Origin of the sequence: Streptomyces sp. NPDC006309 (assembly GCF_040613095.1) — a bacterium.
Classification (GTDB): Bacteria; Actinomycetota; Actinomycetes; order Streptomycetales; family Streptomycetaceae; genus Streptomyces.
In genome coordinates, this window is the sequence record NZ_JBEXRO010000005.1 from 1 (window position 1) to 12,952 (window position 12,952).

The 12,952-nt window shown below is 70.0% G+C and carries 9 protein-coding genes; 2 read left to right on the forward strand and 7 right to left on the reverse strand.

What is annotated here, in order from left to right:
- Window positions 1–219: 219 nt before the first annotated feature.
- The 4 genes from ABZ117_RS09135 to ABZ117_RS09150 are packed head-to-tail and all read right to left on the reverse strand — an operon-like array spanning window position 220 to window position 6,443.
- A complete protein-coding gene (locus tag ABZ117_RS09135) occupies window positions 220–615 on the reverse strand; it encodes an immunity 7 family protein (RefSeq protein WP_356818850.1) in 396 nt (131 codons plus the stop codon).
- A 7-nt stretch (window positions 616–622) separates the two neighbouring features.
- Window positions 623–5,329 (reverse strand): putative T7SS-secreted protein, encoded by a 4,707-nt coding sequence (locus ABZ117_RS09140; protein ID WP_356818852.1) that lies wholly within the window; start codon window positions 5,327–5,329, stop codon window positions 623–625.
- 2 nt (window positions 5,330–5,331) lie between these two features.
- Window positions 5,332–5,985: a hypothetical protein gene (locus tag ABZ117_RS09145; RefSeq protein ID WP_356819363.1), complete on the reverse strand. Its 654-nt coding sequence runs from the start codon at window positions 5,983–5,985 to the stop codon at window positions 5,332–5,334.
- Entirely contained in the window at window positions 5,982–6,443 is a 462-nt protein-coding gene (locus ABZ117_RS09150) for a hypothetical protein (protein ID WP_356819364.1), read from the reverse strand. The genes ABZ117_RS09145 and ABZ117_RS09150 overlap by 4 nt, the downstream gene beginning before the upstream one ends.
- Window positions 6,444–7,815: 1,372 nt before the next feature.
- On the opposite strand from ABZ117_RS09150, the gene ABZ117_RS09155 reads away from it, so the two are divergent.
- Window positions 7,816–8,067, forward strand: coding sequence for a hypothetical protein (locus tag ABZ117_RS09155; RefSeq protein WP_356818854.1), 252 nt, complete (start codon window positions 7,816–7,818; stop codon window positions 8,065–8,067).
- Window positions 8,068–8,475: 408 nt separating this feature from the next.
- On the opposite strand, the gene ABZ117_RS09160 is transcribed toward ABZ117_RS09155, so the two are convergent.
- The 3 genes from ABZ117_RS09160 to ABZ117_RS09170 form a co-directional block, all read right to left on the reverse strand.
- A complete protein-coding gene (locus ABZ117_RS09160; protein ID WP_356818856.1) occupies window positions 8,476–9,672 on the reverse strand; it encodes a serine hydrolase domain-containing protein in 1,197 nt (398 codons plus the stop codon).
- Between the two features lie 694 nt (window positions 9,673–10,366).
- Entirely contained in the window at window positions 10,367–11,107 is a 741-nt protein-coding gene (locus ABZ117_RS09165; protein WP_356818858.1) for a hypothetical protein, read from the reverse strand.
- Window positions 11,097–11,633, reverse strand: a complete 537-nt coding sequence (locus ABZ117_RS09170; RefSeq protein ID WP_356818861.1) for a SigE family RNA polymerase sigma factor — start codon at window positions 11,631–11,633, stop codon at window positions 11,097–11,099. Before ABZ117_RS09170 ends, ABZ117_RS09165 begins: the two co-directional genes overlap by 11 nt.
- Window positions 11,634–11,891: 258 nt before the next feature.
- Here ABZ117_RS09170 and ABZ117_RS09175 point away from each other — a divergent pair, with 258 nt between their 5' ends.
- On the forward strand, window positions 11,892–12,947 hold the full coding sequence (locus ABZ117_RS09175) for a sigma factor-like helix-turn-helix DNA-binding protein (protein ID WP_356818862.1): 1,056 nt from the start codon (window positions 11,892–11,894) through the stop codon (window positions 12,945–12,947).
- The last annotated feature ends 5 nt before the right edge of the window (window positions 12,948–12,952 follow it).

A 12,952-nucleotide genomic window follows, 5' to 3' on the forward strand; every position in this document is an offset into this window, starting at 1 on the left:
CAACGGGGAGCGACGGGGAACACCGGGGACTAATACGGCGAGCCGTCAGGAGCCTCTGCTCTATCGCCGCAGGTCAGCAAGGCAACGAGTCCTTGAGCACCCAAGCTTCCCAAGCTGAGAGCGCGAGTTCGATTCTCGTCACCCGCTCTTCCTGAAGTCCCAGGCCAGTGGCTTGGGGCTTCTTTGTGGACAGTGCCGACGCCACGCAGCGGCCGCCGATCAGTCCTCGATGATCGGACGGCACGGTGACAGGAACGGGTCCAGCCGGTCCTGTACCTCTCCCCTGGCCATGACGCGAACCCGGAAGGCTCCCGGGCCCGGCGGATGGTCCATGTCGGCGGAGCGCTCGTAAAGCAGCCCCCAGGAACCGGGGAAGCGGCGCGCAATGAAGCGGATAAGAGCGTCCAGTTCCTCAGCCTCGTCACGGCGCCGGTTAACCAGACCGTCGGTCCGTACGAAGTACTCCCCGTTGTGGACCTTCAGCGTCACCTCGCCGGTTGCCCAGTCAATGCGATCGATGGCCGCCCTCAGTTCGGCCACGCCCTCCTCGAGCGATCCCGCGTCCGCCTCTTCAGGGGACTCGGCAATGCCGAACCAACCATGGAACTCGTACATATGCCTCTCACAGCGGTTTCGTGTCGATCACCGGCTGGATACCGTACCGCCTGCCGTACTCCTGGAGCTTGGCGATCACTCCGGGGCCTGGTTCGCCGTCGAAGTGGAAGTAAGGAGTGCGGCCGGACTGGATCGCGTATTCGAATGTGGCTTTTGCCTGGTTTCTGAGAGCGCTCCCCATCTGCATTCCACCGGGCTTTGACTGCGCCACGTAGTCATCGCTGATCGCATCGATCTCCCTCCCCTTGGGATCGTGCTCGAACTTCACGCGGGACTCGCCACCGAGCCGCTCGGCGAGAGCATCGGCAGCGGGGTCGGGCTTGTTGACCTTGACGAGCCCGCCGAGGCCACCATTGTTCTCGTACGGCGCGAGGCCGAGCGGGTCGCTGGTCGTGTGCGGGTTGTGTACGTAACCGGCCGGGTCGGGGGCCGGCGCCAGCCCGAGGGGGTCGGGGGTGACGTAGCGGGCGGTGTGGGGGTCGTAGTAGCGGTGGTGGTTGTAGTGGAGGCCCGTCTCGGGGTCGAAGTACTGGCCTGGGAAGCGCAGGGGTGTGTACGCGGTCGCGGTCGCGTTCCACGTGGTGATGCCCCACAGCGTGGTGCGACTGTGCCAGGCGATGCGGCCCTGCTCGTCGATAAGTTCGGTGGGTGTGCCGATCAGGTCGGTGGCGACGGCGAAGAAGCGCGCGTCGATCTCTTCCTGCGTGACCGCGTCGACGAGCCGCTCGGTCTGAGCGACCGGCGCGAGCCCGTCGTAATCCCAGGTGAGGGTGGTGTGGTGGGGCACCTGCCCGGTCAGGGCCGTGGATTGCTCGGCGAGGACCGGGCCGTCCCAGACGAACTCCGTGCGCTCGACGACCCGGTCGCCCTCGACCGACAGCCGTTCCTTCGCGGTGCGGCGGCCCAGCGGATCGTAGCGGTACCGCCAGACGGTGCCGTCGGGCGTGGTGACGGACGTGAGCCGGTCCTCGGCGTCGTAGGTGTAGTGCCAGGTGTCGGGCTTGCGGGACAGCCTGGTCCGCGTGCGCCGGACCAGCCGCCCGGCTCCGTCGTAGACGTACCGGTTGGCACCGGCTCCCAGCACCCGGGTGCCCTCGTACTCCCGCTCCCCCTGGGCGTCGGCGCCCGCGTGCGCGTCGGGCCAGCGCGCCGCCGTCGTACCGCCGCCCGCGCGGTCGTAGGCGTACGTCTCGTTCCACCGGTCGGCGACGACGGCGGTGACCCGGCCGACCGGGTCGAGCGCGAAGCGACGTGGGCCGCGCAGGGTGTCGTCCATGCCGGCCAAGTGGCCGTTGCCGTCGTAGGTGTAACTGCGGCGGCTGACGGTCCGGTCACCGAATGCGAACTCCTGCCCGGTGATCCTTCCCGCCTCGTCCCAGCTCGAGGTGAGGGTGAGCGTCTCGCCGAAGTTCCTGGACATTTCGTGTCCGGTCACGTCGCGGATGTAGGCGATCTCGTGTCCGCCGGCCGTCAGCCGGACGGCTCGTCCGGCGGCGTCGTACGCGTACTCGGTCACCTGCCCACCGGGGGTTACCCGCCGGGTGCGGCGGCCTGCCGCGTCGTACGCGAACGTGAGGGGACGGCCGTCGGACAGCTCGGTCTTGACCCGACCTGAGCGGTCGTACTGGTATATGAGTTCGCCGTCGGGGCCGACGGCCTGCAGGAGACGTCCGGCCGGGTCGTAGGTGTAGGAGGTGACGGCGCCCGCCGCATCCTTGGCGACCACCCTGCCCATCACGTCCCGCTCGTAGCGGATGGTCGCCCCCAGCGGCGTGGTCCGCGAGGAGACGTTGCCGAGCGGGTCGACCCCGTAGCGGGTGGTACGTCCGTCGAAGTCGGTCTCCTCGACCAGGCGGCCCGCCACGTCGTAGCGGTATCCCCACTGCAGGCCCCGGGGGTTGATTACCGAGGTGAGACGCAGCTCGGTGTCGTGGACGAACTCGTGGCGGCTGCCGTCGGGGTCGGTGCGGGCGGCGATCAGGTCGAAGTGCGTGTACTCGAAGCGGGTCGTGGCGCCCAGAGCGTCGGTGTGGGAGAGACAGTTGCCCTCACCGTCGTACGTCCAGTGCTCGGCGCTGCCGTCGGGGTGGGTGACGCGGGTCGGGTGGCCCTCGGGCGTCCAGTCGTAGTACGTGGAGTCGCCGCCCGGGCCGACGCGTTCGACGATGCGGCCCAGGGCGTCACGGCGGTAGGCCGTCACGCCACCGACCGGATCCCTGCGCTCCACCAGGAGCCCCACCGCGTCGTGGCACAGTTGGGTGACCGCCCCCAGGGGATCGGTCACCGAGGTGAGGTGGCCTCGCTCGTCGTACGTGTACCGAGTGGTGCGGCCCGCCGGGTCGGTGACCGAGGTACGCCGGCCGAGCTCGTCGAACTCCTGCCGCCAGCGGGCGCCACCTGGCAGGGAGTGCTCGACGGACATGCCCAGTTCGTCGTAGGACGCCCGCTGCACGCTGCCGTCGGGGTGGGTGACGCCCACGAGCCGGCCGGCGTCGTCGTAGGCGAACTCCGTGCTCGACCCCAGGGGGTCGGTGCGCGACAGCACACGGTTGTAGCGGTCCTGAGTGGTGTGCGTCGTCGCGCCCGTGGGGTCGGTCTCGGCCACCACCTGGAAGCGGTGATTGACGGTGTACCGCCAGGTGTGGCCGAGTGAGTCGGTGACGGTGGTGGTGCGCAGGCCGCTGTCGGGATGCGGCTCGCTGTAGTGGAACTCGGAGGCCAGGTGCCCTTCGACGCCGGTCTGGCTGACGCACCGGTCCTGGTCGTCGTAGACGAACGTGTAGCGGGAGCCGTTGGTGTCGGTCCAGGCGAGGACCCGGCCCTCGGTGTCGTACTCGAACCGGGTGGGTACGCCGGAGGACTTGATCACCTCGGTGAGGTGGCCATCTTGGTAGCGATAGCGGACCAGGTCCGTGCCGGCGACGCGGAGGCCCGTGATCCGGTCGTTCTCCACCGTGAACTCGACGCGATGGCCTCCGGCCCGGGTGAGGGCGAGCGGGTTGCCGTGTTCGTCGTACTCGGCCGTGACGGTACGGCCGCAACGGTCGGTGATCTCGGCGAGCGGAGCCGTGCCGTCGCCGCCCGGTTCGGCGCCGGGCGGGGCGAGGAAGTGGCGGACCAGACCTGCTTCGGGGTCGGTGAGGGTGTAGCCGCCGTCCGCGTGACGCTCCAGCGGGAAGCGCGGGCCCGCCTCGGGCAGGACCGGAACGCCGGGTGCCGGATGCGGGTAGGACAGCAGCAGGTTGTCCTCACCGTGGAAGACGATGCCGATCGCGTCCACCGTCAGCCGCTGGTCGATCGTCGAGGACCAGGTGGGCCCAAACCAGTGGCCGGCCCGGTAGGAGGACTCGAAGTCACGTCGGAAGTCCAGGGGGAGTGAGCCGGGCAGGGAAACGTCCACCTGCGGCAGGAACATGCGGCCCGTGGCGAAGTCGACGGGCTCGCGGCCGGAGCACTTGGCCTTCGGCGGGCGGCTCGGATCGGCGACATCGTCCGCGCGGCGCGCCCCGGACCCGGCGTCCCCCAATTCCTCAGCGCGTCGAGCCGCGTTGGCCGCGTCGGCCAGCTCCTCGGCGGCCCGCGCGCCCTTTACACCGGCGCCCGCGCCTCCGGTGGCCACGGTGAGGGCCACGTCGGGCGCCAGTCGGCCGAATCCCTCGGCGGGGTCCTTCATGAAGTCGCTCAGCATCTGCTTGCCGGCACCCCAGGGGTCGTTGGCCACCTGGACGAAGCCGGCCGCCGTGCTGTTGAGTGACATCGCGTACTCGGCCGGGTGCGTGAGGTTGTACGGGTCCATGGGATTGAGGCCACGGACGAAGTTCACGAGACCTGCGGTGCCTTTGATGATGCCGCCACCGAAGTGGGTCTTCATGATCTCCAGCTCGTCCAGGCCGTCGCCTGCCTGTTCGGCGTACGACGGTTTGGGCGGAGCTGCGTCGCGGGCCTTCGTGATGGCGGAGCGGGCGGTCTCGGCGGCGGCGTTGCGTTGCCGGCGCGCCTCGGTGAGGATGTCCTGCGCTTCCTTGCGCAGGCTCTCACCGGGATCCGGGAACGTCTCGCCCGGTTTCGGAGGCAGCTGCGACCGGTCGCGCTTGTCAGCGGGCTGCGCGTTGAATCGGTCGACGGCCTGGTTGTAGTCCTCGACCTTCTTCTTGTGGGCGCCGGCGGCGTCCTCCGACGCCTTGTCGCCCTCCTTCCACTTGTCGATGGCGTGCTGCGCCTGTCCTTGCGCCCAGGTGACGGTGTCGGCGAACGCCTCCAGCGCCTTGGCGGCGTCCTCAAAAGCGTCGGCGCCCTTGTACCACTTGGGCGGCTGGACCTTCACCGCCCCTCGGAAGGCGTCCGCCGCCTGGCCCTTCAGCGAGTCCGAGTCCAGGCCCTCCAGCCCGAGGCCGACGTTGTTGAACGCCTGCTGGAAAGCCCGCAGATGCGTGGCGGTGGAGCGGAGTTTGCCCGGGCTGCCGTAGATCAGCTTTGTCTTGTCCTCGGTCTGCCCGAGGTCCATCTCGTCGACCTGGGCGCCCATGCGGTTGGCGACCGAGCGGGACTTCTCCCGCACCCAGTCCGAGCCGGACTCCCAGCCGACGTCGTCCAGTCGGTCGGCCGTCCAGTTGCCGGCATCCTCAACGCGGTTGCCGACCCATTCGGTGGCGCCCTCGACCGCGTCCTCCACGGAGTCGGGCGTGATGTCGCTGATGAAGTCGCCTATACCCACGGCTAGTTACCCCCGTCGTGCTCCTGCTGCTGTGCCGCGCGCTCCTCGGGCGAGGGCCCGAAGGTGTCGTCCACCGCCTGGTCGAAGTCCTTCTGGTCGACACCAAGCAAGCCGTTGAGCATCCGGGCCTGTTGCCCGCCGCGGCCCTCGGTCACCAGGGAGCGCCCGGTGTCCTTCCACGTCTGCTCGATGTCGTCACCGGCCCGCTGGAAGGACTCCGGGCTGTAGTCTGGGTGGATCCAGTCGGGGGTGAACACATCGCCCCAGCTCTGCTGTCCGATCTCCTCCTCGGAGGCGTGCGGATTGCCGCCGACCAGGGCGTTCACGCCGACCTTCAGGGTGGTCCCGACGTACTGGTCTTCCTCCCAGAGCACGCCCGCCGCCAGTCCGAGCCTCGCGGCGATGGCATTGGCGTCCTGGATGAGCGCCCGCACGCCCCACTCCCACCGCTCGCAGTAGTCCTCGAAGTCGACGGCCAGGCCGTGGTGGCCGGCCTCCATGCCGGTCATCGCCAAGTCGGAGAACCCCTTGCCGAGGACGGCGCCCGTGGCTGAGCCGACGTCCTTGAGTTCTTCGACGGCGTCCCGCAGCCCCTGAGTGAGCCGGCGCACGCTGAATTCGTCGACATGCAGGTCTTTGGCGCCGTCGCCCATCAGTGCACCGCTCCTCCTGAGTGCGCGGTCTCCGGGCCCGCCGACTGCGCAGCACCCGCCTCCGGCCATTCGGCCTCGGCGTCCACCGCGACGGCTTCGGGCACGATGCCCACGACGGGCGGGAAGAACATCGCTGCGCCCTCATCGGCGACATCGACCACGATGCCGGCCGGCTCCGCCATCGCCGGCACGATCTCGTCGAGCAACCTGGCCCCCAGCAGTCGGGCGTATTCCCGCTGCCGGTCGCCGGGGCCGTGGCGGCTCACGAACCGGGCGAGCGAATTCTCGTCGGTGAAGGCACAGATCCAGCGGACCCCACGGAACCGCGCCGTCCATAGGCCGCCACTGTCGAGCGGAACGAGTAGCAGCGCCCGCCGCAACTCGCCTATAAGTGCCCGAGGATCTCCCCTCCCCGCCCGCGTCTCGGCTATACGTTCCACAAGGGTGGCCCCGTGCCCCACCAGAATCTCCGCCCCGTCGATGCCGTGGTGCTCTGTAGCACCGTAGGACAACACGCGTTCAAGAGACAGGGGGTTCCCAGCCCACCGTCGCGCTACTGCGGCAGAAGAACGGCAAGAACGGGCTGATCGCAAGTGCCGCCAAGGGTGAAGTGCTGCTGCTTGGGCCCCGTCGTGGGCCGGGTTGGCAGTGAGAGCGACCTCGTCCTGACTCGGTGATGGGCGCGCCCGACGAGACCACGTCCCATGGAGGCTTCCAGGCGCACCGTCCGGTGGCCAGGCACCTGCGCGGCAGGAAACAACTGCACAGTGAACCGCATGTGTACACCTGCAACCAAGCCTCCCGCCACATGGTGAAGTGATGATCCACCGGGAATACCGCCGACGCGCTCGTCCGGCGCCACTCGCTGGCATTGCGTCGTGCCCACCGCGTGCCCTTAAGAGCGGCCAACCACGGTCGACAACCGCTCATACACACGCCCCCCAGGGCTTCGGACCCCCCGTGATCGCGCAGTCCAGAAAGCCTGGTCACCTGCAAGCGTCGTCGCTTCCCAAGCTGAGGGCGCCGCAGTGCAGTCCCACGCTGTGCTGTACAGCAGCCTCCGTGCACCCGAACCATGGCCGAGGGCAATCTGGAGCTCCCGGGGGGAGCCCATGGCGGGACAGCGAGGCGGCAATCCGCGCAGTGGCGCGCCGCGCCGACCACGTGTACTGGGTACGGGAGTGGCCCGACAAACCGATCTGGCGGGACCGGCTTCGCCGATGGACGGACCCCGCGTCGTACCACTTCGTCCAGACCGCCACCCCGCGGGAAACCTGGGTCGACCGGCCCGCCGGCTACTACGAGCGAACAGGTTGGCGCATCCGTGCGGCCTACGTTAGATCCGATTTGGCTTTCGAGGTCGAGTACGTGGTCTGCAATTCGTGCGAGATCGGCTGGGTGGAAGCGCCTCACTCCTACGAGGGCTATAGACGCTGCGGCCTCGCCTCGGCCGCTCTCCGGTCCCTACGCCATATCTACCCAGCAGTCCAGTGGCGCACGGGCGGCGGCCATCTCCGCGAGGCCGAGCCTTTCTGGAGACCGGTCAGCGTCGGCGTGCCCGGCGGCTACACCCAGCGGGGAAGATGCCGTCATGTGGAACCGCGGTGAGCCTGAAGACATCCCCAGGTCCGTGACCAGGGAACTCGTGATGGCCGCCCGTCTCAGTTTCCTTCTCATTCAGCCCCGTTCACGACCGTTCAGGCGAGACCAGAAGCCGGGTGCAGCCCATAGGCGGGCCGCCCATGAACCTAGGTGAACACCCCTGCGCAAATCCCGTCACGCCACCACCACAGTTGAAAAGCGTGCACTTGCGCCCGGGATACCGTGCTGGTGATGTCAGCCAAACGTGTCTGTCCGCGCTGTGAGCAGGACTGGGTCCAGCCGTACCGCTTCAAGGCCGATGGGCCGTACTTCCTGCTCTGCACCGAATGCGACTCTCTGTGGTGGCCTCACGAGACGGTCGGCGTCACCCAGGCGCACTTCCTCGACGATGTCGTCGCGGCACGCCTCGGTGTGGAGGGCAACCCATGGGCCGACCGTGTCTGGGCTGACGTCATCGAGCCGACATGCGGACCCCAGCGCTGAAATCCGCCGCACCACAAGCGCACCAGTTGGAGCGGGGAACAGCGGGGAATCACGGTGAAGGCGGCCGAGCCCAACAACGCCCTGCCTCGCCGTTCGCCGAGGTCAGCGGACGATCCAGCCTCAAACGATCGCAGCTTCCACAGCTCGGAGCGCGAGTTCGATTCTCGTCACCCGCTCTTCTTGAAGTCCCAGGTCGACAGCCTGGGGCTTCTTTTGTTGGCTGCACGTGCTTCTTCGCGGGCGGTGCACGAGTCCCGTATGGGAGCGAGCGCTTGACCGCCGCCGGGAACCCACGCGCGCCTGATCGGCCGGCGCTCCCGGCGTGGTGTGGGTCAGGGTGTAGCCACCGGCTTTGCCCGGTCACCCTCGGAACCCGCCATGGTCACCATCGTGGGAACTGCCGAGGGATCAGTTCGTGGCCGGGACCACGGTGCCGAAGGAGGCGGCGGCGATCTGCTGGATGTAGCGCATCTCGGTGCCGTTGAGATTGGTCGGGTTGACGGAGTAGACGACCTTGCGGGAGAGGTCGCGGGTGGCGAACACACCGCTCGTGTAACCGGGGCGGGAGCCGGTCTTGCCCCAGACCACCACACCGTCGGAGGCCTTCACCCTCATGATTCCCATGGTCATGCACGCACGGCCGGCGTCGGCCTCGGTGCGGCACTGGCTGCTGCGGAAGCTGGGGACGTCGGGGACGGTGAAGAGTTCGGCCTGCTGGGCCGGCGGGAGGAGACGGCCGCGGAAGAGCGCGGTCATGAAACGGTCGAGGTCGGCGGGAGTGGAGATCATGCCGCCCTCAGCCCAGGGCCAGGGGCTCTGTTCCGTGACGTCCACCGGGTGCGTGGTGCCGTCCGAGGACGCGACCGCCAGGTAGCCATGGGAGTGCGGGGCGGGCAGGCGGGGGTCGTCGGCTTCGGGGGCGTAGGTGTCGTGCAGTCCGAGGGGCCCGGTGATCCGAGACCGCACCTCGTGGGCGAAGGTGCTCCCTGTGATCTTCTCGATCAGGAGGCCGGCGACGTAGTAGTTCATCCCGTTGTACTGCTGTGCGGTGCCCGGCGCGAATTGCATCGGCTGGCCCGCCATCAGGTCGATCACCTGCTGCGGTGTGAAGCTCTTGAGGCGGTTGGCGGCGAACCATTCGGGGCTGCCGTCACCGAAATCAGCGCTGGTGGCGCCGCGCGGCAGGCCGCTGGTGTGGTTGAGCAACCGGCCCACGGTGACGGACGGGAGGCCGGCGGGCAGGACTCCTGGCAGGTACTGCTGGACCGGCTTGTCCAGGTCGATCCGGTGCTCGGCGGCGAGCTGGAGGACGATGGTGGCGGTGAAAACCTTGGAGATGCTGCCGATCCGGATGTGCGCGTCGGGCGGGACGCCCTGACCGGTATCCAGATCGCCCACGCCTGCGGTGCCCGACCAGTGGCCCGCGCGACCGGTGATCCGCAGCAGCGCGCCGGTGACGTCCGCGTTCGGCAGGCCACCGATGGCTGCCCGGAGCTCGGCCGGGTCGAGCCGGGGCAGTGACGCACCGGTGGCGGTGGCGGACGCTGGGACCGGGGTGGCGGCGGAGGCGGGAGCGGCCGTACCCGCGGCCAGAGTTGCCAGCACAGCACCGGACGCGACGGCGGCGAGGCAACGGGTGACGACGGCAGAGCAGTTCACAGTAAGGCTCTCCAAGCGATGGCGGTGAGACCGGCGGTCGTACGGCCTGGCCACGAGTCTCTTCCGACCCAACGGCCCGGCTCATCAGGGAACGTCCCTGAGCGATCCCTGACCGGACCCTCACAGTTGGTCGGGGGCCGGCCCCTGCTCCGGCACCGAGGAGTTCTTCTGCAGCGCGCCTTCCACCGCTGACCGTGCACCAGTCGTAGAAGACCTGCGCCCGCTCTTCGGCCGGGTGCCAGGCGCGATCACGGCCACGTCCGCGACCGCGCCTGGCAGGTGCGGGAGATCCTCACCCGGCTTGGACAGCGCCGCAGTACCGGAGCCGTCTACCTTGTGGTGGCCGCCACGGCCGGGACTCGGGAACTGACCCTCGCGCACCGCGAGCGGGCCTTCGAGTGCATCGCCGCCGTCACTCACCGGCCGGCCGCTCCAGCGGCACCGGGCGCTGAGGCCGCGGGCGCTGAGGCCGCGGGCGCTGAGGCCGCGGGCGCTGAGGCCGCGGGCGCTTCTCCCGTCGGAGTGCTGACAGATCAGCGCAGTCTTCTAGGAGAGCGGCCCGCCCGCACCATCGGGTCCACGAAGGGGGCGCCTGCGCCCGAGGACGCTCGCTCGGACCACACCGAACGCCGCCGGAGTACTACCGGGCCGCGGGCAGCGACGTGCGGCTGGACGGTGCTACGTGTGGCTCGTCGGGTCGGGACGCTGTGGCGGCGGGTGCCGGAGCGGAGGTGGAGGGCGTGGCTGTCGGTGTGGGAACGGTCGTCACCGAGAGGGTGTCGCCGGGGTGGATCCGGGCGTAGAACCACTTGATGTCCGCGGCGCCGAGGCCGATCCAGCCGCCGCTGGAATCGTCGTCGCTCAGGGTCTTGAGCTGTGGGGAGAAGAGGCCGACGTAGTGCCGCCGGCCCTGCTCGTCGCGCAGCTCGACCACGTACCGGACGGTCACCACGGTGGGGCCTATGGTCGGGTCCTTGGGTGACACGTGGTGGCTCAGCTGTCTCGGATCCTCTTTCGCGACCACCGTCATCGGGCTCTCGGCCCCGCGCAGGGCGTCGGATTCGGAGAGGACCGGCATCGTCCGACCGCCGAATGTGAGGGTGCGCCGGGAGAGGTCCAGCGTGTCGGAGAAGGCCGTCGGGGAGGCCACGGTCGCGGGCCGGCGCCCGGCCGGGTGGTGGTCCGGGGCCCCGCCGGCACGCAGGGTCAGGGCGAGGCCCAGCAACGCGAGGGCCGCGGTGCCCGTGCCGAGGCTCGCGGCGGCGCGGCGGCGGCGTCCGCGACGTATCGCCCGGGCGCGTGTCGCGGGGCCGCCGACGACCGGGGCGGTCTCCTGGCCCGCGGCCAACTCGCGCAGTGCGGCGGCAAGTTCATCGGCCACGGCGGCTCTCCCTCCTGACCGGCCCGTCGGCCTCGTCGGCCCGTCCGTCGGCCTCGTGGTCCGCGAGACGCTTCGCCAACTGCGCCCGCCCCCGGGACAGTCGCGCCTTGACCGTTCCCACGGGCGCGCGGGTCTCGGAGGCTACCTGCTCCACACTCAGGTCGCACAAGTGGTGCAGGACGATCGCCATCCGCTGAGCCTCGGGCAGTTCGCGCAGCGCGGCCACGAGTGCGGCGTACTCGGGGTTCGGCCCCGGGGTGGGGTCGGGCGGCGGAGTGCGCCGCACCAGTTCCAGCCAGCGCCTCGAGCGCCGCCAGCGGCTCACCGCCAGCCGCATGGCCACGGTGCGGATCCATGCCTCGGGAGCACCGTCGGCCAGGAACCGCCGGCGCCGGTCCCAGGCTCGTACGAAGGCTTCCTGCACGACGTCCTGGGCCTCGCCGTGGTCGCCGGTGAAGGCGTAGAGCTGTCCGGTGAGCCTGGGGAACGCGGCCGCGTAGAAGGCGTCGAACTCGTCCTCGGTCATGCCTCCACCGAAATCTCTGTCCTTTGCTTGCAACCCGGCCGCCACCGCCGTGCGTACAGGTCCCGTAGTCGCGTAGGTCGCATCCGGCGAAGCACGACCCATCGGGAAGACGGTGCGCGGGGGTTCCGGGCTCCCTCGTCCTCGACGGTGTCGGCTCGTCGGCTGATCAACCTACCGGCACACCGAACAGTTGCCCGACCCGGACGGACGCCCGCACGTCCGGCCACGACGGGGTTCCCGAGCCTAAGGACCACCCACGTGCCACCGACCCACGATGTGCCCCCCACCGGCCACGACTTCGCCACGTACGCCCGGACGCACCGGTCCGGGCTGATCGTGACCGCGCGGCTGCTCACCGGCGATCCCGGTGCGGCGGAGGAACTGGTGCGGAGAACACTGGTGCGGATGTGCGCGCGGTGGCGACGTGTCCCGAGCGACGACGCGGACTTCCACGTACGGCGCTGTCTGGTGCGGGGCCACCTGCGCCGGCTGCGCGGACGGCGGGCCGCGCGGCGGCGGGCGGTCCTCGTGCTGCGGATCTGGGAAGGGCTGACGGACGCGGAGATCGCCCAGTTGCTGGACTGCTCGGTGGGCGCGGTGCGTGCCCGTGCCCGGCACGGTCTGAAAGCGGCCGGCGGCGATCCCGGGCGGCTGCGCGAGGCGTACGCCCGTGCCGCCCGGGACATCGTCCCCTGCGAGGTGCCGCTGGCCGAGGTCCAGGCGGCGGGGGGCCGCCTGCGACGACGGCGCCTGGTCGTCGCCTCGGCCGCCTGCGCGGCGCTGCTCGTACCCGTCGTCCTGCTCGCGGCCGGCCGTGACGGGGGCGGTGGTGGGCAGGAGGGGAGGCGCGGAGCCCAGGCCGGGAGCGGCGCACCTTCGGTGACGAGCCCGGTCCGGATCGTGGCGCCGGGCGAGCGGGTGACCGTCGGGCCGGGGGTACGGGTGTGGCTGACGGCGGATGGTGCGCATTGGTCGGTGGACAAGCGTCCCCCCGGGGACGACGACGACCGCCCACTCGATCAACCCGGTGTCTCCGCGCGGGTGGACAGCGTGAGCGGTGGGTTCCTCCTGTCCGGCCTCTTCCACGGCCTCAGCGGCGAGCCGGACCGTGTCGAGGTGTCCACCGGCACCGGCAGGACCACCGCGAAGGTGCTCGTGCTCGCGGGAAGTCCGGGCTGGGGCCTGTGGTACACGAGCCCGCCGCTGACCGAGAGGAACGTGCGGATGCTCCTCGACTCGGGAGCGCACGAGCGGATCGTCACGGTGTACGACGCCTCGGGCGAGGTCGCCGCACGATCGGACAGCACGTGGTGACGGAC